Genomic DNA, 21,740 nt, shown 5'->3' with positions numbered 1-21,740 from the left:
TATTCAGTGATCAGGAAAGGCCCGCATCAGCGCTTCAAGGGTAGAGCGCGACGGCGCATCCATTGGCCGGACCATCAAGGGACCAAGCGCAAAACAGATCTCACGCGGGGTCATCGACCAGAATTGGTGTGAAGAAAGCCGCAGCAGACCGAAACCCGCACGCATCAGCTCTTCCCAGGGGAAGGGTGCGGGGGCTGCCGCATCCGCCTTTACCGGAACTGCTGCGGCCTTCAAGGGTTTGGCTGCTTTTCCCGCATGTCCGGCATGCCAAAGGTTGCCGTCAGCAGTTCCGAGACAATACGGGCAAAGCCGGCGGCCCCGCCATCGGCCCGCATTTCGGCAACGTCTTCCTCGCTCAGGCAATGACCGCCGCCGCGAAGGCCGGCATGGATGATACGCAGCATGTCGCGTGCCGAAAGCCGGCCTGTTGAAAAGCGCGCAATCAGATCGGACAGATTATCAGCTGCAAAGGCCGTCTCAAGTTCTGCCAGTGCCCCCAGCGTCAGACAGAGTGTCCATTCACGTCCATCAAGCCGCGCTGCAACCTCACCGCGATAGGGATTGACCATCAGACTGCTGCTCCAAAGGTGATTGCGCCTGCCGATTCCAGCGCGACCTCAAAGGTGACTTCCGCATCGTGATTGCCGGCATATTCCAGCGCAGTAATCTGGAACGGCCCGGTAATGGTACCGAAATCCGGCAGGACGATCTGCCAGTTGCGGATGTCACCGGCAAAGAAAATCTGCCGCATCAAGGCGTCGGAGGCGGCATCCTTGAAAATGCCGGAACCGCTGATCGAGGCGCGTTGCACGCCACTGCCCGCCAGCAATTGCCGCCAACGCCCGCTTGCATCGGCGTCTGTCACATCCACCGTCTCGGCATTGAATGCCACGCGCTTGGTGCGCAATCCGGCACAGGTTTCATAAGAACCATCATCGCGCGCCATCTTGAGCAAAATATCCTTGCCCCGCTGTGCTGCCATGTCTGTCTCCAATCATGCTGTCGGTTCGGTTACCGCGCGATAGCGCATCGTGCCCAGATAGCTGCCAAGCCCATCGGTGTTGCGGGCAAAGAGCTCGGTCAGAGTCAGATTGACGAGCCTGTGGCCGTCCAGGGTCAGCCCGCCATCGCCAAGCCGGCTGGCAATGCGCTCTGCGATTTCCAGCACGCGCTTGCGCCCGTTTTCCCGCGCCCAGATCTGAATGTTGAGAAAATGCTCGCTGCCCGTATCGCTGTCCGTGCTCCAGTCACGGCAGGCTGTTTCACCAAGCGTCACACAGGGAAATGGCGTTTTGGGCGGAACGTGATCGAACACCCGTTCGTCACCAAGAAGATCGATCAATTCACTATCCGTTGAAAGGTGCACAAACAGCGCCTTCTGCAAGGCGGCGGCGCCACTGTTCATGTCTGCCCCCGTTTTCGGTTGACGGGTTGGTCTTGTCCTGCCGGTCGGGCAGAAGGCCGAGCGACGCATCCTCACGGATTGCCAGCGCAGGGCACGCACCAGCCCTTCGAATGTCAGTTGCATGGTGATGTTCATCGCCCCTCCTCCGCAGCCAGACAGATGAGATAACGGCCGGTTTCATCCGGATCATGCACCGCACGCAGCGAAAAGACCCGCTCGCCCTTGCGCAGGCGCTTGTCGCTGGTAATGTCCGGCCTGAAACGCAGCAATATGCGATGCGTCGCCTCAGGTTGCGGGCGGGTACCGAAATCCCTGTTTGTCACCGATACCGGCTCGATCCGCCCCCAGATCATGGCGATCTCGACCCAGCCTTCCGCATAGCCTCCCATACCATCCGGCACAGGCTGCATTGCCTCCAGCACCAGCTCGCTCCTGAGCTGGCCTGGGTCAATAAACAGGACATTGTTCATAGCGAAATACGCCGCCAGCTATCGACAAGCTGGCCCACGATTGGCGGGATCGTGCGCGAAAAGCCTTGCCCATCAATACCCGCACGGCTTTCATAAAGATGGGCGGTCAGGGCCAGAATGGCCTGTTTCATGGCATCCGGCACATCCACGCCCGTATCGCCAAAACCTGCGACGAAATCAACTTCCAGTCCCGTGAAGCTTGCCGCATCGGGATATTGCGTCATGTAGACGCGCTGCGGCCTTCTTTCATGGTGCAGAACGAATTCTTCCGGGGCAAAGCTGATTGCCGTGCCGTCTGGACGATAGGCAACCACAGACACAACGGATTTCACCGGATACTTGTAGATGGCCAGACGCGCCGAACGCGGCCAACGATCCACCCGCAGCCGCCAGGTCTGATTGATCAGTGCCAACCCGGTTTCGGCTTCCACAAGTTCACGGGCGGTTGCGATCAGGCGGCCAAGGATTTCGTCCTCACTGTCGGTGGAAAGGCGTAAGAAGGCACGCGCCTCAGCGATCGTCACCGGCTCCAGCGCCGGCGGCGTGACAAGAAACATTGTCATTAGTTCCTCCTAAAATATAACTTTCAAATCAGTCAGTTATTGCTGGAGCCCCACAACAGGATTCATTACCTTGTGTCTGTGAAGCTAGCTGCCAAAACCGGCAGGAGACTCGAAACCGGCCTGTCAGTCCTGACAGGCCGGATGCGCAGGATCAGGCTGAGAATTTCAGCAGCTTGATTGCATCAAAGTCCTGTACGCCACCGCCCACGCGCTTGGTGACGTAGAAGAGGACATAAGGCTTGGCGGAATAGGGATCGCGCAGCACGCGCACACCGATGCGGTCAACGACGAGATAGCCGCGGGCAAAATCGCCAAAGGCGATCGACAGCGAGTCTTCAGCGATATCCGGCATGTGCTCGGCCTCGACCAGGCCAAAGCCCATGAGTGAGGCCTTATCGCCGATGCGCGTCGGTAGTTGCCAGAGATAATTGCCATTATCATCCTTGAGCATGCGCAGCAGGGCTTGCGTCTTGCGGTTCATGACGAAATGGGCATTCTGGCGATAACCGGCCTTGAGCGCATAGACGAGCTCGATCAGCTTGTCGGATGGGGCCGTGGTCGGCAGGGCGCCATCCACGCCGGTCTTGATATGGCCAAGCTTGCCCCAGACCCAGCTTGCATTGTCCACCGTTTCATAACTGGTGAAGCCGCGCGGCTTGTTGGTGCCGTCGCCGGTCACGAAGGCCTGGCCTTCCTGTTCGGCAAAGGCGGCCTCGACCTCCCCGGCAATCCACTGTTCCACATCAATTGCCGCATCATCGAGCAGCGTCGAGGTTGCAGCCGGCATGGCATAGATTTCCGTGGTCGGGAACTGCAACTCCGCCAGCGTGGCCGAACTGGTCTGGGTGCGCGATGCGGTCTCGCCGACCCAGCCCGTTGCCGGGCCGCTGACCGAGAACGGCTTTTTCAGCACGGCACCCGATACCTGACGCACGGTGGAAATGGCGCGGATGGGCGACAGGGCTGCCAGACGACGGCCAATCTCGGTTTCAAGCTCAGCCGGCACCAGATAACCGCCATCAGGGCCTGAACCATAGGAATGGGCCTTCATTTCCAGATTGCGCAGTGCCTGTTCGTCGCCGCGGCGAATATAGCCGCTGAAGGCCTGCTTGTGTTCGACATTGACGCGCGGTGATGCCTGACCCAGCGGCGGGCGTGCATTCTTCAGCACATACTGGTCCAGTACGGCCTTCTGCTCATCCAGCGCCTGGTTGATGCGGTCAACCTTTTCACGCAGCAGCACATCGGCATCCGCATGTTTTTCAATCCGGCGCAGACGCTCGTCATTGGCCTCGCGGAAAGCCGCAAAAGCCGACATGAACTCGTCAAAGGCGCTGCCAATATCGCTATCCGACAGATTCCTGACGGCAAGGGACTTCGTTTCCACGCTCCTGGTTTCGAGCGGGATACCTGTATCATTTTCCATGACTTTTCCTGTGATGTTGGGTTCAGATCATCATGCGGGCGGCCCGGCGTATCCGCTCGGCAAGCCCATCAGCATTATCCGGCATGGCATCCCGCGCATTCCGGTCTTCCAGCAGCGCGGCATAGCCTCTGGTGATGACAATCCGCGCTGCATTTCGGCTGAGCCCCGCATCCCGCGTGAGCCAGCGTTCAAACTGTCTGATTGTCGGCGGTGCCGACTTGATCATGTTGACCCGCGCCACGGGCAACATGGGGAAAGTGACAACCGATATTTCCCACAGATCGGCCTCGGTGATGTGGCGCAATCCGGTGCGGGCATCCTTGCGCGCCTTGATGGCGCGAAAGCCGATGGACAGACCATCCAGCCCGCCTGACCGCATCAGTTCCAGCGCCTCGCGCGCCCGCGCCACCCCCTTGGCCAGGCGCCCCTCGACATAAAGTCCGCGCACATCCTCACGGATGGTCGTCCACACGCCGATGGGTTCGGCGGCATCATGCTGCCAGAGCATGCGCACGCCCGACACACCGCGCTGTTGCAGCGAACGGGCAAAGGCACCACGCTCGATGACATCATGGCCCAGATCGGCAATGCCGAAGACACTGGCATAGCCGGAAAAGCTGCCATCGATTTCAACCTCATCAAGGGCAATAGCCGCGTGTTTTTTCTCCAGGTGCACCTCAGCCATTGTTCCTGTCGCTCCGCTCCTGTGGAAGAATGCCCGGCAGGGAGGCCTGTTTCAGCCGTTCGGCAAAGCGGTTGAACACGCCAAGTGCCGTCCAGGCTGCAAGGCTTGCAGCAGCCGAGCCCATCAGCATCAGTTCGCTTCGCCCGAGTGCCTCACCCAGCGCCATCACCTCGGCGATCTTCACACCTGCCGCCCCGCCAAAGATTGCCCCGCAGATCACGCCCACGGCAAAGCGTGCTGCCGCCTCGCGCTTGCCATTGGGCAGCATATAGGCCAGCGAGACAGCCGAGCCGGCAACGGCGCCTGCGGCCTTGGCGACCCAGATCGACAGCGCGTCATTGGTCATTACCGCTTCATTGACATTGCTCACGGCAATCTCCTTTCATGCAGCGGCTGATAACCGACAGCCTCACGCTTTTCGTCATCGGTGAGGAACTGTGCCTGCGAAATGCGCCGCCACAACGCCTCGCGCTCGATGGACAATCCCTCTAGCCTGTCCAGATCATGCTCAAGCCGCAGATCGCCGCCATAAAGCGGCCCCAGCCACAGGCTGAATGCCCGGGCGGTGCGCGCCATCAGCGGCAGCACCGTCAGCCGGTAGAAGGCGCGGTTTGCCTCGGCATAATTGGCATAGGTATTGTCACCCGGAATGCCGAGCAGCATGGGCGGCACGCCAAAAGCCAGCGCAATATCGCGCGCAGCGCCATTCTTGGCCTCTATGAAATCCATATCCTGCGGGCTATAGCCCATAGCTTTCCAGTCAAGACCACCTTCCAGCAGCAATGGACGGCCTGCACCTGCTGCCCCCGTATAGCCTTCCTCCAGTTCTGCCTTCAGCCGCTCGAACTGTTCATCGGTCAGATTGCCGCCATCCTTTGGCGCATAGACCAGCGCACCAGATGGGCGTGCCGAATTATCCAGCAGCGCCTTGTTCCAGGCCCCTGCCGCATTGTGAATGTCGAGCGCCATGAGGGCTGCCTCAAGCGGCGGAAAACCATAATGGTCATCCAGCGGGTGAAACAGCTTGAGATGCAGCCCCGGTGCGGCCGGCCCCGTGGTCGCAATGAAACGGGCCGAAGCGCCAGAGCGATAGGTAAGACCGACCGGCCAGCCATCGGCATCGGTCTCGACCGTAACACGCTCGGGGCGCAGAAGATGCAGCTCGCTGCGACCGCTTGGCAGGTCAAGACGCTCAATATAGGCATTGCCCGAAATCAGCAGATTGCCATAAAGCCGCTCGAAGAATGCCGTGCCATCAAGACCTGCCTGTGGCTCCGTGAGAAGGTCGAGCAGCGGATGGGTTTCATGTTCCGTCTTGCCTTCATAAAGCAGCAAGGGCACCGTGCTTGCCGCTTCCGAAATCAGGCGGACAAAGCGATGCGCCACCGGATTGCGCATGAAACCTTCACGCGCCAATGTCGAATAATCGCGCGCGATCCACGATGCCCGTTGATCGACATGCAGGGCGACAAGGCCGGTCGCCATCTTGGTCTGACACGGGGCTTCCCCACGCGCAGTGCGCGTCGCGGCACGCCCACGCCACGGCCATTTCCAAGCCATATCAAGGCCTCTCCACATTCATGAATTCAACTAAAGCGGCGGATGCGCGGCTTTCTTTCCGCAGCAAGCAGAAGCTCGCCCAAGGCCCAGACCAGCGCGTCAAGCCGGTCGGGTGAACGACCGTTGGAAAGCCCATCCGGCGCAAAGTCGCACATTTCATCCTCAAGCGCCGGGAAACGTCCGGCATGGCGCACACGCCCCTGTTCATAAAGCGCTGCGATCGGCTCGGCGCGCAGCCATTTGCCGCGTGTCGCCCGGCGCATCACAACCGGCACGGATGGATCTTCTGCCGCCAGAACGGCCGCAACCATTTCGCCGCCCTGATTGACTTCGGCAATGATCGCATCCGCCCGGTATGTGTTATAAAGCGCAATGGCGCGGCGCGCCCATTGGTGCGGTTTGGCCTGCTCCATGCTTGCATCAGCCAGAACATGGGCAAAACCATTGGCATCCCGGCCCGCCACCACAATGCCGCAAGCATCAGACGCCCTGTTTGCACTGGCGGGCGGATCAACTGCCACGACAATGCGCTCCAGCTCCGGGACCTGCGCCTCAAAACAGCTTTCAATCAGTTCACGCGACCACAGGGCGCCGCTGCGTTCCTCGATCAGTTCGCCGTCGAGCTCCTGCCGGCCAAGCCGTGTTCCGGCATAACGCCGATTGATCGACTCAAGAAAACCTGCCGCCAGATTGGCAGCGTTTTCTGCCGTGCGCATATGCGTCATGGCAAGCAAGCGATCCGCCAAGAGCGCCTTCAGCAAAGGTACGGAACGTGGCGTTGTCGTCACGACCTGACGCGGGCGCTCACCCAGCCGGAGACCAAATTGCAGCATGTCCCAGGTCTCCTGCGGGTGTTTCCATTTTGCCAGCTCATCGCACCAGGCCGCATCAAACTGCGGCCCGCGCAAACTGTCAGGATCTTCCGATGAATAAAGCGACGCCACCGCGCCATTGTCCCACAGCAGGCGCCTGCGCGTTGCCTCATAACGCGGGCGCGAAATGCGCGAGACGGACAATATGCCCGAAGGCCCATCGACCATCACCTCGCGCGCATCGGCAAGGGTTTCGCCAACCAGCGCAATGTGGCCGCAAGGCTTCTTGGTGAAAGGGGAAGCCCCAAAGCCATGCCATTGACCCATTCGGCCCCTGCCCTTGTCTTGCCTGAACCGCGCCCACCCAAAATCAGCCAGATGCGCCAATCGCCCGGCGGCGGCAATTGCGCATCACGGGCCCTGAGCAGCCATTCCTCCTCTGCTGCCATCAGTTGTTCCTGCGTCAAACCCGCCGCCCAGCATCGCCTGCGCGCGCCTGTTTGCAAGTTCGTCAATTCTCCTGTCTATGCGGCTTAGAACCTGCCGGATTTCCGTAACACTTGCTGTCCTGTTGTCGCGTTCTGGCGGCCGGACCACTTCGCTTGCAAGCTCGCCGACCGTCTTGACTGCCCGTGCCAGCGCCATCAGGGCTTCGGCCTTGCCCTTGTCGGGCAATTCCTCACCCTCGATCAGCCGCTTCAGTTCCAACTGCAGCCGGTCAAGCACCACAGCCGTCGGCGATTGTCCCCTGATATCGCCATCATCGGGCCCAAGACGTCTGATCGCGGCCAGATATTTTTCCGGCGAAAGCGCAAGCAAGCTGGCCATATCCTCAAGCGCAATGCCATGTTGCCGCTGCAGCCGATAGGCAAGCAATATGCGTGCGGCACCGCGCGTCGGCCTGAAAGCGTTCGCCATCTGCTTTTCCATATGTCATTGAATTCAATCGACCCGTTTCCTGCACCATCCTGCCCGCTGCCCGGCGGATAGGCCCGCTTAAAATGATCGCACATGCTCCTTTGGAAGCTGCATGCCGTCCAGTCACAATTCTTCGACTGTAGCACACAGCTATCAAAACAGCGTGACGGTGTCAACGACTATTTTCCTATTTATGATTTTTTTCCTTTAACCGGCAATTCACACAGTGCCGCTATTTTACCGCTTGTAGTCGAAGAAATCTGCTATACAGATACAATAGCTAATCGCATAGCATCGTCCGTGCTGGACAATGTCTCGACTGATTGATCAAACTGCGTTGTGACACGGCGCGTGTTACGTTGCGCTTCGGGTTTCAGTCCCAATCGTGAGTCGTGTGATGCGTAAGGGGACAGGTGATAAAGAAGACAAGCGCAAACCGTTCCGGGTTTCACGCCTGATCGGTCTTGATGCCTGGATTGATTCCTCGCTTTACAACTTGCGCTTTCGTTTAAGTGAAGGGTGGGAATATGCCACCATTTTCTCGCGCCGCTTTCGCGTGCGCGGCTTTCGCCGTTTCGTGGTGGAGGTGCTGGACGAAGGCTTCACGCTCGGGGTGCTCGGCTCCATCGTCATGCTGTTTCTGGCCCTGCCCGCATTCGAGGAAACCAAGCGCGACTGGCGCACGCAGGATGATTATGCCGTCACCTTCCTTGATCGTTACGGCAATGAAATCGGCCAGCGCGGCATCCTGCATCGGCAGGCCGTGCCGATCGACGAATTGCCCAACCATGTGATCAAGGCCGTACTCGGCACGGAAGACCGCCGTTTTTTTGATCATTTCGGCATTGATTTCATGGGGCTCATCCGCGCCATGAGCCAGAACATGCGCGCCAATGGCGTGGTGCAGGGTGGTTCGACCATCAGCCAGCAACTGGCAAAAAACCTGTTTCTGTCCAATGAGCGCACGATCGAGCGCAAGATCAAGGAAGCCTTCCTGGCGCTCTGGCTGGAAGCGAACCTGAGCAAGAAGGAAATCCTGCAGCTTTATCTCGACCGTGCCTATATGGGCGGTGGCACATTTGGCATCGCAGCGGCATCGGAGTTTTATTTCGGCAAGAACATCAAGGATGTATCGATTGCCGAAGCGGCGATGCTGGCTGGCCTGTTCAAGGCGCCAGCCAAATATGCGCCGCATGTCAACCTGCCTGCGGCGCGCGCCCGCGCCAATGTTGTCCTGTCCAACATGGTGGAAAGCGGCTTCTTGAGCGAAGGACAGGTCGCGGCCGCCCGGCACAATCCGGCCAGCGTCATTGACCGCGGCAAGAATGACAGTCCGGACTATTTCCTCGACTGGGCCTTTGAGGAAGTCAAACGCATTGCCGAGCCGCTTGGCCAGCGCACACTGATCGTGCGCACCACGCTTGACCGCAATCTGCAGAAGGCGACCGAGGAAGCGCTGGAATTTCACCTGCGCCAATATGGCAAGCAATATAATGTCAGGGAGGCGGCAACCGTGGTGATGTCAACCGACGGCGCGGTGCGGGCGATGGTTGGCGGGCGCGATTATGGCGAAAGCCAGTTCAACCGTGCCACCAGGGCGCTGCGTCAGGCGGGCTCCTCCTTCAAGCCCTATGTCTATGCGGCCGCCATGGAAAAGGGGCTGAAGCCCTCCACCATTGTCTCTGATGGACCGATCAGCTGGGGCAACTGGTCGCCGCGCAATTATGGCCGCAGCTTTGCCGGCCGGGTTGACCTGACGACCGCGCTGGTGCGCTCGCTCAACAGCGTGCCGGTGCGTCTTGCACGTGATTATCTCACCACTGCGCCGATCGTGGCGCTTGCCAAAAGAATGGGCGTGGAATCCCCCATTTCCTCGCACAAGACCATGGTGCTCGGCACATCGGAAATGACGGTGCTGGATCAGGCCACCGGCTACAATGTCTTTGCCACCGGCGGCATGGCGGGAAACCGCCATGCCTTCACCCAGATTCTTTCCACGGATGGCAAGGTATTGTGGGATTTCAGCCGCGACGGCCCGAAACCATACCGGGCCCTGTCGGAAGAAGCGGCCCATGCAATGAACTCGATGCTGGTGCAGGTGCCAGAGCGCGGCACGGGCCGGCGCGCAGCACTTCCCATGACCCGTGTCGGCGGCAAGACCGGCACGACGCAGAATTACCGCGATGCCTGGTTTGTCGGATTTACCGGCAATTATACCGCCGCAGTCTGGTTCGGTAATGACAATTTCAGCCCGACCAATGAGCTGACCGGCGGCATTCTGCCGGCCATGGCATGGCAGCGCATGATGAGCTATGCGCATCAGAATATCGAGCTGAAGCCCATTCCGGGCGTCAATCCGCCTTTCCCGGCCACCCCAATCGCCGCCGCCAATACCAGCGAAAACCAGCCGGAAATGGCCACGATGCCGCCGCGTGTGCTGTCACCCATGACGACCAGGGTAATCCGGAAACTGCATGATCTGTTCCGCTCTGCAACCCCCGTCAGTGCCAATCAGGTCAAGGCATCGCTACTTTGAGTGCATCATGGTGAAATCAATCCTGCATGTTACCGTTTTGCTGCTGATTGCGCTTGGCGGCGGCATATGGAGCGCCAATGCCGTTCTCAACCGCTTTGACGGCTTTGGCGAATTACGGGTCGGCGCATGGCGTGCCTATCCATTGGCCGGGACAGAAGAAGCCGACCCCTATGCCAAAGCGCGCGCGGCACAAAAGGCCATATTGCCGCCAGGTGCTGCAGAAGGCCTGATCTTTCAGGCCAGAACAGATGATAACGGCCGTCCATTGCGGCGCAATTGCCGCTACAGGCTCAGCGGCTTCACGCCATCAGCCCGCTTCTGGACGCTTTATGCTGCAAGCCCCGACCTCTCCCCGATCATACCAAGACAGGGCCTGCCCATTGCCCTTCACTCACGCGATGTCCTTTATGAACAGGATGGTTCCATCATGGTAGATATCGGCGCCGACGCCCGTTCCGGCAACTGGCTGCCGCTGGAAGGCCAGGGCGATCTGGTACTGGTCCTGACCCTTTATGATACGCCCGCCGCAAGCTCTGCCGGTCTGGTTGAGCTTGTCATGCCAAAAGTTGAGCCCGCCCCATTCCAGCATGACAGGATGTGCCATGGCTGACAGGACAGGATCCCAGCGCCTGCTGTCAAACTGGTTCCAGATCCTGTTGCTGGGGCTTGTCGGAGCAGCCATCGTGCATCTGGCGGTGATCTTTCTGGTGCCCCTCTATTCGGATCAGAATGCCTGGTCGCGCCTTGAAACCCGGGGCGAACCTTATGTGTTTCAGCCCATCGACAGAAAGGATGGACTTGGCAGTGACAAGGACCCGCTGCTTCGCGCTGCGGCCTGCCGCTTTGATCTTGCCGGTGGCCCGGTGCGCATTACCACATCCGTTACCGTACCGTTCTGGTCGCTGTCGGTCTATGCCCCCAATGGCGACAATCTCTACAGCATCAATGATGATGTTTTTGTTCAGGGAAAGCTCGATCTCATCATTGCCGATCCCATTGGCATGGCAAGGCTGCGCGTCAGCGAACAGCAGGGCGAAAACCGCCCCGTCATGATCGAAAAGGATCTTGGCGAGGGCATGGTCATATTGCGCACCCTCCTGCCCGATCAGAGCTGGTCGAAAACGATCGCGCACTTTTTTGAAAGCGCTGCATGCCGGCCTTATGACCCGGAATGAAGCTGCAGCAATCTGGCCGCCTCAAGCCGCATTACGGTTAATGGCTTGCTAAGACTTGGCCGTTATGATCGGCAAAAAGACTTTGTCTGACGCATGTTTCCCAAGCCATTCCGCTTCCGGGAGACATGCATCCCAACTACCGGAGTATTTGCGTGTCCAATGATCAGTTCCGCGCCCTGGAGGAGATTTCAGGCAGCCGGGATCTGTCGCGTACAACTGCTGGAAACATCAAGGCGGACGACCTGCTTGCGGCCGCCATTTCCGCTTATGCCGCAATCACACGCCCCGGACGCCAGGACACACAGCAGCTTGAGGATCTGGCCCTGCCGATGTTGCGCAGTGCGACTCCGCATGGCAAACGCCATGTCGCCAATGCGCTGGCACTGCTTGACGATGCGCCGCGCCGCCTGCTGCTGACGCTTGCCAGCGAACCGACCGAAATTTCCGCGCCCCTTCTCTTGCGCTCGCCCCTGCTGCAATCATCCGATCTGATTGACCTCATCGGCCGCAAGGGGCTTGGCCATGCCCGCGTCATTGCCCGCCGTCCGTCGCGAGATCCCCTGCTCAGACAGGTTCTGACGAGTTTTGCCGACCCGGCGATTGAACGCACTCTGGCCATGCAGGATGAGCTGGCAGACAAATCGGATGACATGCCGGCGGCAATTGCCGAACAGGAAAGCACGCCTGCAAGCCTGCCGGTCTTTTCCGAGATGGATTTTCCGACAGAAAGCGATCTGATTGTCGATGCCGCCCTGCTTGGCAGCGATGCACCACTCCGCAAGGTGCTGGCCGATGCGCTGGATCTGACGCTGGAGCGCGTTGAAATGATCATCGGCAAATGGCCGCAGACCCATTTGCCGATCGCACTCAAGGCACTTGGCTTCACGGCAGCGGAATGTTTCCTGACGCTGACTGCCGTGCTTGGCTCGGTGGAGACTGACCGCGAGGGCCTGCGCAATTTCGTCAAGCTTTACCGCTCGATCGACCGCCAGAAGGCAACCGCCCTCATCCGTCGCTGGCGTGCGGAGGACATGTCGGCCATGCTGCGTGACAAGCTGCGTGAAATGGCGACATCGGCATTGTCTGCGCCGGTGACGCAGGTCGCCAATTCCGACCATCCGCTCCGAAGCGGCATCGGTCAATAAACCTGTTCATTTCCGCTGCTTGCCGGATGCAGATTTTCAGGCTGCATCCGTTTCAGGCATCATCTGCTTTCAGGCATCATCTTCTGGCGCAATGGGAAAAAGCGCCGCAACATCGGCCACATCTTCCAGTTCCACCAACCATAGATCCGGGTCAAAACGGATCTCGCGCGCCATTCTTTCCGAGACAGCCTCATCATTGACATCATGCAGGATGCGCAGGAAACGGCGCTCGCCGTCGCTTTCCTCATCATAGGCGGTCTGTGGTGCGGGCGCATAAAGGTCACATGTGCCAAAGCGGGCGCTGACCTTGATGAAAATGGCGCCCGCTTCCGGCGCACCACGCCGGGCAAGATAGGCAAAGCCACCTTCGATCTGCACTCTGCGGATCAGGACTGATACCCAGAAATCCGACTTTACGCGCGCAGTCATCCGTCACCCGATCAGGCCGATTTCACGCATCTTGCCGATCAGCGTGGCATCGATCCTGCCCGTAACCGGCAGGCGGAACAATTTCTGGAATTCGCGCACTGCATCGCTGGTTGCCTTGTCCACCTGCCCTGTGACTGGAACGGCATCATTGCCAAAGGCCTTGAGACCAGCCTGGACGCGGATGATATCCTGCACGGTGATCGGGACGGGCGGGGCCTGCTCGCCGGCCGGCCCTTTCTCGGCGCTCGACCTTGTCTTGTTCTCTGCCGGGCGCAGCGACACTGTCGCCGCCCTGGGGCGCAGAGCGGTTTCAGCCCTGGCGGGAACCGGCTTTTCATCCGGCACCGGGCTGGCGCGCGCAATCACGCTGGCAATATTGTCCATGCGTCCGGCGCTTTCGGCGGCTGGCGCGCCCGAGCGAATCGCAGCCTGATTGTTCTGTGTCTGCGGCAGGTTCAGCTTGCCTTCCAGCGCGCGCCAGCGTTCAACTGCCGCACGGGTCTGCGGCCCGCCAAAACCATCGATCGGGCCCTTGTAGATGCCCAGTGCCGACAGTCGCAATTGCAGCCGCGCAATATCGGCATCGGCATTGGGCGCCAATGCAGGCAGCATGTCGTCCGAGATGATTTCAGGCAATGACAATTGCCCTGCCGTCTGATCTGGCACAGGCGCAGTGTTGGCCACAGGCTGGCTGGGGGCCTGCCCGCCTTTCGCACCTGCACCAAACAGGGCATTGCGCGGCGTAGGCTTGAAGACCAGTTCCGGGCGCGTGCTGAAAAACACTGCATTATGTGCTTCCGGCTGATACCAGAGTGCATTGGCGGCAACAAAACCGAACACCACGGCAAAGGCAGTCGCACCGCCGGTGAAAACCGGATTGCGCACAATGAATTCACCTGCCGCAAAGGCCAGCGCGGAGGCCGAATTCAGGAAGAATTTGAGAACCCGGATCGTGATGCTAGGCCGTTTTACGGGTCTGCGCACCGACTTGGTCCTGGTTACCGTCTTTCTGCCAGTCATTATGCCTTTCTCCTTGGTGTCGATGCATGTCGATCACCATGCCGGTTGCAAGCTGCTCATTGCATGCAACGTGATTGTCCGTGCCTCCAGTGTGATTGAGCGGGCCGGCAAGCGGTAGACGAACCGTGACCACGGTTCCCTCGCCCAGCCTGCTTTTGAACTTGATGCTGCCTTCATGCAACGCAACCAGACCTTTCACCACGCAAAGCCCAAGGCCGCTGCCTTCCTGTGCACGGGTATAGCTGTTATCGGCGCGCATGAATGGCGTGCCGATCCTTGCCAGATCGTCCTCGCTCATGCCGATGCCAGTATCCGTAATGCTGATTTCCAGCATCGGGCGGCTGTCGGTGGCAATGCGGGCTGCATCAATGGTAACACAACCGCCCTTTTTGGTGAACTTCACCGCATTGGCAGCCAGATTGATCAATATTTGCTGCACCGCACGCTGGTCGGCAACCAGTTCGCCAATATCGGCGCGTACACGATGACAGAAGACAACTCCCTTGGCTTCAGCCTGCGGCAGCATGACATTGCTGCACAGATCCACCGCCTGCCTGAAGGCAAAAGATTTTGGATGAATGCGATAGGTGCCGGTCTCGAGCCGCGAACTGTCAAGAACAGCATTGACCAGTTCCAGCATGTAATGGCCGGAGCGATGAATGATGCCGGCATATTCGCGCTGCCTGTCATCGGCATTGTCAGAGCCAATGCCATTGGCCAGCATGTCGGAAAAGCCGATGATGGCATTAAGCGGCGTGCGCAGCTCATGGCTGATGGCGGCAAGCTGATGGCTTTTATTGACACGCTCCCTGGCCAGTTCAGCCTTGAGCGCGGCAATCTCGTCCTGTAATTCCTGCTCTCGCTGCAGCGAACGGCCGGTGAGCGCAATCCTGTCAGCATGGACAAAGGCTTCAATACGATAAGGCTCAAAGACCACGCGATCTTTGTTGCGGGCGCGCAACCTGAGATCGACCGCATGCACAGCCTTGCCTTCACGCAGATCAGCCAGCATGGACAGATAATGTACCCTGTCCGTCACATGAACATGATCAAGCAGCATGGCATCCTTGAGCCCATCAGCCTTTGCACCAAGACGCCTGGCGGTCTGCACATCAGCCGACATGATGCGGCCTTCCAGATCAAGACTGAAGCGTACATCCCCGCCCTGATGCATGATGACCGGTTCTGCAACCGTCTGCTCCGCGCCCTTGCCGGTTGCACGGGCAATCCGCATGCCAATGAGAGCTGCATAGGCCACAAACACGACAATGGCCGCAGCCGAGAGGGTAAGGGCAGCCTGTTCTGTCCAAAGGATCAGAAGACTGTCGATCAGCACTGCCGCAGCAAGGCCAGTGACAGCCGGCCAGGCCTTGCGGGTCACAAGCCAGATTTCGATCGGCAGAAGCGCTGTCATGAGCAGGGACAGGCTATCACCATCCGCAATCATGCCGATGGTCGCCAGACCGAATCCATAGATGATGAAATTGGCCATTGCGGCAATGTGTGCCGGCAGGCCGAACAGCGCCAAGGCACACATAATCATGGCAAGGCCTGCAAGGCTGATGACAAGCACGGCCAGCTCGTTCAGTGACGTCGCCACACCACAGGCCAGGGCGGTTGCCAGAAGCAGGACAGGCAGCAGCAAACAGGAGCCCGCCATGCGCATGGCGCATGGTTCACCCGAACCAGCCAGACGCTGACAGACGTGCATATAAGCGCCAGACAGTCTTGCGCCCCAGCTCCCCATCAATCCTGCTGCAATTCTGACAATGGCGTTCAACGGCCTCACCCATTTGCTCATTTTGCATTCTGTCGAAAACGCATACCGCCCCGACAGGACCAGATTGCGCGCGAGGCTTTAAGGAATGGATAAAACGCAGGCCGATTGGCCCGTTTTCTGCCGCCAGAGCAGGCCTTTTGAATCTATGGTAAACAGAAACTATCTTTTGCCAGCCTTGGCTGCCGGATAGCCGGCGTACAGAAAAGTCATGTTTTACAATTATTTGTGCAATCTGTGCCCAGGCTCTGCCCTTGCCGTGCCTTTGCCAAGGCCTGTTGCCGTCCCACGCACGGCGCATTTTCCTCCGGCCATCCGCCCAGCGGCAAAAAGTCAGGCGCGCGACCCGCATTTGCCGCAATCCTGCGGCCTGATCATGGAAGGCATGCTGGCGGTTACCGAATCTTTTCGATTTCGGGTGAATGTAGCAACCAGTCCCAAGCTGCAACAAGCTAAAGCCAAGGTCATGATTCGTTTCATTCTCAAATCCGCGTTCTGGCTGATGCTGGCCTTTCTCATCATGCCCCGTCTTTTCCCGGAAACGGATACAAGGCCACCATCAGCGCACAGGCAGACGGCAGCTGAAAATCCGGCCAGAACAGACGCCATTGCCGACCTGATAGGCTATGGCAAGACAGCGCTGGAAGTTGGCAAACTATGCCAGAACAATCAGACAGCCTGCGAAACGGGCACATCGCTGCTGGCTTCGGCCGGAAATGGGCTCATGGAGGCAAGCGGCAGAATGCTTGAATTTCTGAGTTCCTATTTTACCGACAGGCAGCAACCAGCACCAAAGGCGGAAAATATTCCAACAAATGAACATGTCATAACAAACCGGGACAAGTCGCACCCGCTCCCCCTGCCGCGGGAGAAGAGCGGTCATTGAGCCTGCTCCTGCACCGGCAGGCTGCCACGGCAGGCTGATTTTGCGCAGATTGATCAATCCATTGCGAACAACTGTTGCCACGAAAGCTTTTTCGTGACCTCGCCGCAGTTCGGGCCTATATAGACGCAGGCATTCTTTCCAGACATCCAGCCAGGTAATGAGCATGACCGCCACGATCGACAGCATTATTTCCGATTTCGCGTTTCTCGATGACTGGGAGGATCGCTATCGCTATGTGATCGAGCTTGGCAATGAGCTGAAGCCCTATCCTGACGATGCACGCGATGCCGAACATAAGGTACAGGGCTGTGTCAGCCAGGTGTGGCTGAAAACCCTGCCACATGACGGCCCCGACCCGGTCATGGAATTTCTGGGTGATTCGGACGCGCATATTGTGCGTGGTCTGGTCGCGATCGTGCTGGCGCTTTATTCCGGCCGCCGGGCTTCGGAAATTCTCGCCATTGATCCGGAAGCAATCCTGAAAAAACTCGGCCTTGACGAGCACCTCACGCCACAGCGCTCCAACGGCCTGCGTTCAATGGTGGCGCGTATTCGCCGTGAGGCAGAGGCAGCCCTTGCCGCAGCCTGAGGCGGCAAAGCGCTGCTGCCGGCAGCCCCCTCTTTCAGCCGCCACATGCCGTCGGACATGAAAAGAACCACGCATCCGTTGTTCACGCCTGGCCCTGTCCGGGCATGATGGCCGGACGATAATCCTCTGTGCCCCAATGCAGAATGGTATTGCCCGCAGCCCGTCTTGCCGGCGGATTATAATGGCGCTCCAGCATGGCCAGCGCTGTCTTGATCAGGATCTTTGCGGAACGAACCGGCCATTGCCGCTCCCGTTCCACCGTTTCCAGCCCTTTCAGAAAACAGCACACATCCACAAGCGCGCCACTCAGTTCCGGGTCGACTGCCTGCAGGGCGCGTTCCACGCGCTGACGGCTGGCAAGGGCAATGTCCGACATTTCCGCAAAGCCGCCTGCACCACGATGGCTGCAACCTGTTCCATGCACCTCCATGCCCCAGCGCGAGGTCACGGATGGCATCATGGCCCCGCGTGTAAAATCCGCCCGCAGCCTTTCACCAGCACGAAATTCGCCTTCCGACAGAAAGGTGCTGCCATCGGGATTTTTCATCCGATAAAGCCGGGCAAGCGGTGATTCGGAGAGGTTGACGACGACAGTTTCGCCATTGTCCATTTGCACCCTTGCCCGGTTCTGTGCATCAGAAGCCAGTCGTTTCCTGCCAGTTGCCGGTTTGGCAGCACTGCCTTGTGCCAGCGAAACGGTTTGCCCGACAAGGCGTAAAAGGCCCTTCCTGCGCAAGGCATCAATCTCGGCGCGCGTGGCTGCAATGCTGCCCTGTTCTCCCACCAGCAGCACATGCGATTCGCGAACAGAATCCTGCATTTCACATGCGCCGCTCCTCAGAAAACGAAGTATACGCTTCTCGGATTCGCTCATGCCGCTTGCCTCCATTCCGTAAACACCGCTCCGACCTTGCGTTCAAACGCCGTCACGACCGCATCAAAATCGACATCATCGCGCAGATCCTCGACCAGATGGCAGGCATACATCACCGTGGTGCGGTCGCGTGCGAAACCGATGGCCACCTCACTCATCGCCATGCCGAAATAGGTATGCGCGACATACATGCCAATCTGACGAACACGTGCGATGGAACGCACACATCGCCTTGGCGATCTCAACTCCTTGCTGCTCACCCCGAAGGTTGAGCCAAGCAGATCAATCAACGCGTCACAGATCGCAATGTTGCGTTGACGTGTCTCGTTGACAGTGGGCTTGTCATCGCAATCCGGCGACAGTTTCCGCCCATGCCTTGCCGCCAGCTGCCTTAAGGCATCCAGGGCTTCGGCCTTGTTATGAATGGCATCCGTTCGTTGCAAAGACATCCATTATTCCCCGTCAAAATAGGAATATATTCTTGTACGGAAGAAATTGCAAGCGTGGATAAGTTTCATGCTAGCTGATTCTTGTGTAAAAATGGCACTTCTGCAGCGAAGTCAGAATTTTGTTGGGAATATTATCCCCATATACCCGCATCACTGCATGCTGTGTCCCAGCAAATCAACGTGAGGGACACCATGAACGAGCAGGAATTACGCAAACAAAAGGAAAATTTTCTTGCCACCCGGGAGCAGGCGCGCATGGACGCCATGCAGCGCGTGGCGCTTCAGCTCATTGCCGGCATCGATTTCAGCGCACTCATGGCTTCCTCGGCCGAGGCGCAGCAAGCGGCGATCAAGAGACTGACACGGCTGATCGAACGGGAAAGGCTGAAAGGCGTGAATGGGCACTGGGGCTATGATCTCAACCGGCATATTGCCCTGAAACAGGTGCTTGACCGCCTGCGCGCCATGACCGGCAATGTGGCAAATCCAGAAACAGGCCTTTCCAGAACAGACGCCGGTTTTGGCTGCATCAAAACAAAAGCCTGGGGCATTGCTCATGCAAAGGGCCATATGCGAAAGGCGTCAAAGCCGGATGGAACGGCCAGAAAAACCTGTTCTTGTCAGGAGATACAGGCAAGTGGCAACAGCCGGTACGGCAGGGAAATGCCTGTCTGTTGCTGCGGATAAAGGCAAGGGATCAGACGGTACTCAATGCTGCTCCAGACAGGCGCAGAATCCTTTCATGGACGTGAAACAGCCATCTGCATGGGTGAGCGGAAAGGCGAAGAAATGGCAGGGCATTTTCGTGCATTGTCAGCAAATCAGCCAACGGAATGGGCAGTGAATGGGTAAGCCTCATCCTGGAGCAATCCAGATGCCTAGGAAAAGGCTGAATTGCTCTGACACATTGTATGGCTTGTATGGCGCTGTTCCGGATGGAAAGCCGGGCAGCTTTTCCTGGAGCTGCGAACTCACCGAAATGATGAGGATCATGCGTCAGGCTCTGCCTTCCTTTCGCGGCTTGCCGCGCATATCGGGCTATGGGTGCCATTTTCACCACATGAACCAAGTCCTGCGTCTGGCATTCAAGCCCTGCCCTGCAATTGAAGACGACCGCAACGGGCAGACCAAGGTGCCAAGCCACATGCGCGGCGCAGGCACAGACAACCCCTTCCCCCCCGGATTCCACGCAACATTCCAGCCAGGCAATGAACAGGGCGGAATCAAAAACCCCTCGCCTTGACCGCTGTCAAAAATCGAGGGGTCTGATCAGATTGGCGCAGGCCAGATCAGCTTGGTCGCGTGAATTGCATTCATGGCTGACAGCCATATCTGTTCTGACAGTCAGCTCTGTGTTTCACGTTTCTGATTTGCATAGGCTGGTCTTGCACATATGATGGTCTTGCACATGGGCACGACTGCCGCTGTGGCGGTACATTGCCGCCAAACAGTGCCAGCTTTCCACTGAAGCCCGATCATGCCGGGGCGCCATTGAATGTACGACAGCGCTCCCGGCCATTTCACATCAAGACCGCCAAATCGTTGCCGATCCTGAACCGGCGCGATGATCAGTCGCTCTTTGGCTTACGGCCGAGGCCCATCTTCTTGGCCAGCCTCGAGCGTGCTGCAGCGTAGTTCGGCGCAACCATCGGATAGTTGGGATCCAGATCCCACTTTTCGCGATACTGTTCCGGCGTCATGTTGTAGTGCGTCATCAGATGGCGCTTGAGCGACTTGAACTTTTTGCCGTCTTCAAGGCAAATGATGTAGTCGTCATGAACAGAACGCTTCGGATTTACAGCTGGCTTCGGCTTCTCAACGACAACCGGAGCTTCTTCACGCTCGACATGGCGCTTGAACGCAGCATGAACTTCGGCAATCAGCGTCGGCAGTTCGCCTGCACGGATCGAATTATTCCCTACGTAAGCAGCAACAACGTCAGCAGTCAGGCTTAGCAATAGTTCTATGCTTTCGTCGTTAGAATCGAGATGCTCCATCATACTTCCTTTAATTTTTGCTGTCGCACAGCATCGCCAGTTGTCTGGATTTACAGGACGCGCTGCGCATGATCTAACACTCATCCCGTCAATTTTTCAAATATCAGTTGATGGTGGCATTTGCAATATAATTATCATTCAACAATACATGATCACGACATTTTCAACTTGCAGATAAAATACAACAAAACAATCCTACAGTGTGAGCCAAGTTGAATCTACAACCTGAAAAAAATTCGCAACTGCGCTACAAATGTAATTTCTTGCAGCATGATAAAATCGTCCCCATAAAATTAGGACTACATTTGATCATTTTGGTCACAAATTTAACAGACCTGTTCCAGAAACATCAGGTTACGAGAAAATAAGATGCAGAGGCTACCTGATTTTTCATACCAAAAAGCGACACCACATGGCGTATAATGACCATGATGGATTCCCGAGTGAATCAACGACTATTGGTAATGTGTAGACATGCACCTATATTCAGTTTGTTCAATTGTAGATAATTTGTTGCGTCTACAATGCAATAAAATTTGAAACAATGCGCAAAAACACCAATCTGCGAAACGAAGGAAGCTGCCATGCCCCACATCAAACACCCGGTTCGCAAGCTGAAAGTCATCAAGACGGATGAGGAATGGCGTGAGCAGCTTACGCCAATCCAGTATCAGATCACGCGCCAGCACGGCACGGAGCGCGCCTTTTCAAGCCCCAATTTCGACAGCTCGCTGAAAGGCACCTATGGCTGCGTATGTTGTGGCCGTCCGCTCTATCGCTCTGAAACCAAATATGAATCCGGAACAGGTTGGCCAAGCTTCTATCAGCCAATCAGCGACGATGCCGTTGCAGCCTTCGAGGATCGATCCTATGGCATGGTGCGCACGGAGATTCGCTGTGCCGATTGCGATGCGCATCTTGGCCACGTCTTTCCCGATGGCCCACCGCCAACCGGATTGCGTTATTGCATGAATGGCCATGCCCTGATCTTCACGGAAGATTGATTCCTGCCTCATCCCCACTC

At 57.8% G+C, this 21,740-nt stretch carries 24 protein-coding genes and 2 pseudogenes; 8 read left to right on the top strand and 18 right to left on the bottom strand.

The features are described 5' to 3' along the window. Window positions 1-3 precede the first annotated feature (3 nt). From ACFO1V_RS12935 to ACFO1V_RS12880, 12 genes and pseudogenes are all read right to left on the bottom strand, one after another. The gene (locus ACFO1V_RS12935; RefSeq protein WP_374832793.1) at window positions 4-234 is read right to left on the bottom strand and encodes a rcc01693 family protein; all 231 of its coding nucleotides are present in this window, start codon (window positions 232-234) and stop codon (window positions 4-6) included. Beyond that, the gene (locus ACFO1V_RS12930) at window positions 231-569 is read right to left on the bottom strand and encodes a gene transfer agent family protein (protein WP_374832791.1); all 339 of its coding nucleotides are present in this window, start codon (window positions 567-569) and stop codon (window positions 231-233) included. Before ACFO1V_RS12930 ends, ACFO1V_RS12935 begins: the two co-directional genes overlap by 4 nt. Then, on the bottom strand, window positions 569-982 hold the full coding sequence (locus ACFO1V_RS12925; protein ID WP_374832789.1) for a phage major tail protein, TP901-1 family: 414 nt from the start codon (window positions 980-982) through the stop codon (window positions 569-571). Before ACFO1V_RS12925 ends, ACFO1V_RS12930 begins: the two co-directional genes overlap by 1 nt. 12 nt (window positions 983-994) lie before the next feature. Continuing rightward, window positions 995-1,405, bottom strand: coding sequence for a DUF3168 domain-containing protein (locus ACFO1V_RS12920; RefSeq protein WP_374832833.1), 411 nt, complete (start codon window positions 1,403-1,405; stop codon window positions 995-997). A 131-nt stretch (window positions 1,406-1,536) separates the two neighbouring features. After that, a complete protein-coding gene (locus tag ACFO1V_RS12915; RefSeq protein ID WP_374832787.1) occupies window positions 1,537-1,875 on the bottom strand; it encodes a phage head closure protein in 339 nt (112 codons plus the stop codon). Beyond that, window positions 1,872-2,438 (bottom strand): head-tail connector protein, encoded by a 567-nt coding sequence (locus tag ACFO1V_RS12910; RefSeq protein WP_374832785.1) that lies wholly within the window; start codon window positions 2,436-2,438, stop codon window positions 1,872-1,874. The genes ACFO1V_RS12915 and ACFO1V_RS12910 overlap by 4 nt, the downstream gene beginning before the upstream one ends. A gap of 151 nt (window positions 2,439-2,589) precedes the next feature. Then, a complete protein-coding gene (locus ACFO1V_RS12905; RefSeq protein WP_374832783.1) occupies window positions 2,590-3,864 on the bottom strand; it encodes a phage major capsid protein in 1,275 nt (424 codons plus the stop codon). A gap of 22 nt (window positions 3,865-3,886) precedes the next feature. Next, window positions 3,887-4,549: an HK97 family phage prohead protease gene (locus tag ACFO1V_RS12900; RefSeq protein ID WP_374832781.1), complete on the bottom strand. Its 663-nt coding sequence runs from the start codon at window positions 4,547-4,549 to the stop codon at window positions 3,887-3,889. Next, window positions 4,542-4,919, bottom strand: coding sequence for a DUF6107 family protein (locus ACFO1V_RS12895; protein WP_374832779.1), 378 nt, complete (start codon window positions 4,917-4,919; stop codon window positions 4,542-4,544). Before ACFO1V_RS12895 ends, ACFO1V_RS12900 begins: the two co-directional genes overlap by 8 nt. Next, on the bottom strand, window positions 4,916-6,109 hold the full coding sequence (locus ACFO1V_RS12890; protein ID WP_374832777.1) for a phage portal protein: 1,194 nt from the start codon (window positions 6,107-6,109) through the stop codon (window positions 4,916-4,918). Before ACFO1V_RS12890 ends, ACFO1V_RS12895 begins: the two co-directional genes overlap by 4 nt. Before the next feature lie 26 nt (window positions 6,110-6,135). Further along, a pseudogene (locus ACFO1V_RS12885) lies at window positions 6,136-7,370 on the bottom strand (DNA-packaging protein). After that, window positions 7,333-7,839 (bottom strand): hypothetical protein, encoded by a 507-nt coding sequence (locus ACFO1V_RS12880; protein ID WP_374832775.1) that lies wholly within the window; start codon window positions 7,837-7,839, stop codon window positions 7,333-7,335. Before ACFO1V_RS12880 ends, ACFO1V_RS12885 begins: the two are co-directional and overlap by 38 nt. Window positions 7,840-8,236: 397 nt before the next feature. Here ACFO1V_RS12880 and ACFO1V_RS12875 point away from each other — a divergent pair, with 397 nt between their 5' ends. The 4 genes from ACFO1V_RS12875 to ACFO1V_RS12860 all read left to right on the top strand — a co-directional run bounded on the left by ACFO1V_RS12875 (window position 8,237) and on the right by ACFO1V_RS12860 (window position 12,695). After that, window positions 8,237-10,375, top strand: a complete 2,139-nt coding sequence (locus ACFO1V_RS12875; RefSeq protein WP_374832773.1) for a transglycosylase domain-containing protein — start codon at window positions 8,237-8,239, stop codon at window positions 10,373-10,375. Window positions 10,376-10,382: 7 nt separating this feature from the next. Then, window positions 10,383-10,985: a DUF1214 domain-containing protein gene (locus ACFO1V_RS12870; protein WP_374832771.1), complete on the top strand. Its 603-nt coding sequence runs from the start codon at window positions 10,383-10,385 to the stop codon at window positions 10,983-10,985. Window positions 10,986-11,007: 22 nt separating this feature from the next. Continuing rightward, window positions 11,008-11,550 carry a DUF1254 domain-containing protein gene (locus tag ACFO1V_RS12865; protein WP_374832831.1) on the top strand — a complete coding sequence of 181 codons (543 nt, stop codon included), beginning with the start codon at window positions 11,008-11,010 and terminating at the stop codon, window positions 11,548-11,550. 125 nt (window positions 11,551-11,675) lie between these two features. Further along, complete coding sequence (locus ACFO1V_RS12860) at window positions 11,676-12,695, top strand: DUF2336 domain-containing protein (RefSeq protein WP_374832769.1); 1,020 nt, start codon at window positions 11,676-11,678, stop codon at window positions 12,693-12,695. Between the two features lie 69 nt (window positions 12,696-12,764). On the opposite strand, the gene ACFO1V_RS12855 is transcribed toward ACFO1V_RS12860, so the two are convergent. From ACFO1V_RS12855 to ACFO1V_RS12845, 3 genes are read right to left on the bottom strand one after another with little or no spacing between them, the layout of a single operon-like run. Further along, window positions 12,765-13,124 carry a DUF1491 family protein gene (locus ACFO1V_RS12855; RefSeq protein ID WP_374832767.1) on the bottom strand — a complete coding sequence of 120 codons (360 nt, stop codon included), beginning with the start codon at window positions 13,122-13,124 and terminating at the stop codon, window positions 12,765-12,767. A 3-nt stretch (window positions 13,125-13,127) separates the two neighbouring features. Then, entirely contained in the window at window positions 13,128-14,108 is a 981-nt protein-coding gene (locus ACFO1V_RS12850) for a peptidoglycan-binding domain-containing protein (RefSeq protein WP_374832829.1), read from the bottom strand. Further along, a complete protein-coding gene (locus ACFO1V_RS12845) occupies window positions 14,083-15,924 on the bottom strand; it encodes a sensor histidine kinase (protein ID WP_374832827.1) in 1,842 nt (613 codons plus the stop codon). Before ACFO1V_RS12845 ends, ACFO1V_RS12850 begins: the two co-directional genes overlap by 26 nt. Before the next feature lie 208 nt (window positions 15,925-16,132). Here ACFO1V_RS12845 and ACFO1V_RS12840 point away from each other — a divergent pair, with 208 nt between their 5' ends. Together ACFO1V_RS12840 and ACFO1V_RS12835 are read left to right on the top strand one after the other, a co-directional pair. Further along, the gene (locus tag ACFO1V_RS12840) at window positions 16,133-16,807 is read left to right on the top strand and encodes a hypothetical protein (RefSeq protein WP_374832765.1); all 675 of its coding nucleotides are present in this window, start codon (window positions 16,133-16,135) and stop codon (window positions 16,805-16,807) included. A gap of 163 nt (window positions 16,808-16,970) precedes the next feature. Next, window positions 16,971-17,396, top strand: a complete 426-nt coding sequence (locus ACFO1V_RS12835) for a SufE family protein (RefSeq protein WP_374832763.1) — start codon at window positions 16,971-16,973, stop codon at window positions 17,394-17,396. An 82-nt stretch (window positions 17,397-17,478) separates the two neighbouring features. Here the strand turns inward: ACFO1V_RS12835 and ACFO1V_RS12830 are convergent, their stop codons facing one another. Continuing rightward, window positions 17,479-18,285, bottom strand: a complete 807-nt coding sequence (locus ACFO1V_RS12830; protein WP_374832761.1) for a DUF6456 domain-containing protein — start codon at window positions 18,283-18,285, stop codon at window positions 17,479-17,481. Continuing rightward, window positions 18,267-18,713, bottom strand: a complete 447-nt coding sequence (locus ACFO1V_RS12825) for a helix-turn-helix domain-containing protein (RefSeq protein WP_374832825.1) — start codon at window positions 18,711-18,713, stop codon at window positions 18,267-18,269. Before ACFO1V_RS12825 ends, ACFO1V_RS12830 begins: the two co-directional genes overlap by 19 nt. Before the next feature lie 198 nt (window positions 18,714-18,911). Between ACFO1V_RS12825 and ACFO1V_RS12820 the strand changes: the two are divergent. Then, a pseudogene (locus ACFO1V_RS12820) lies at window positions 18,912-19,190 on the top strand (cytoplasmic protein); the annotation flags it as partial. Window positions 19,191-20,287: 1,097 nt separating this feature from the next. Here the strand turns inward: ACFO1V_RS12820 and ACFO1V_RS12815 are convergent. Further along, the gene (locus tag ACFO1V_RS12815) at window positions 20,288-20,716 is read right to left on the bottom strand and encodes a Ros/MucR family transcriptional regulator (RefSeq protein ID WP_374832759.1); all 429 of its coding nucleotides are present in this window, start codon (window positions 20,714-20,716) and stop codon (window positions 20,288-20,290) included. Between the two features lie 584 nt (window positions 20,717-21,300). Between ACFO1V_RS12815 and msrB the strand changes: the two genes are divergently transcribed. Continuing rightward, window positions 21,301-21,720: a peptide-methionine (R)-S-oxide reductase MsrB gene (msrB, locus tag ACFO1V_RS12810; protein ID WP_374832757.1), complete on the top strand. Its 420-nt coding sequence runs from the start codon at window positions 21,301-21,303 to the stop codon at window positions 21,718-21,720. Window positions 21,721-21,740: the final 20 nt, after the last annotated feature.

This window comes from Daeguia caeni, assembly GCF_042653845.1.
GTDB lineage: Bacteria > Pseudomonadota > Alphaproteobacteria > Rhizobiales > Rhizobiaceae > Brucella > Brucella caeni.
Note: the sequence above shows the minus strand (reverse complement) of the source record. Positions and strands in the feature narration are given on the sequence as shown.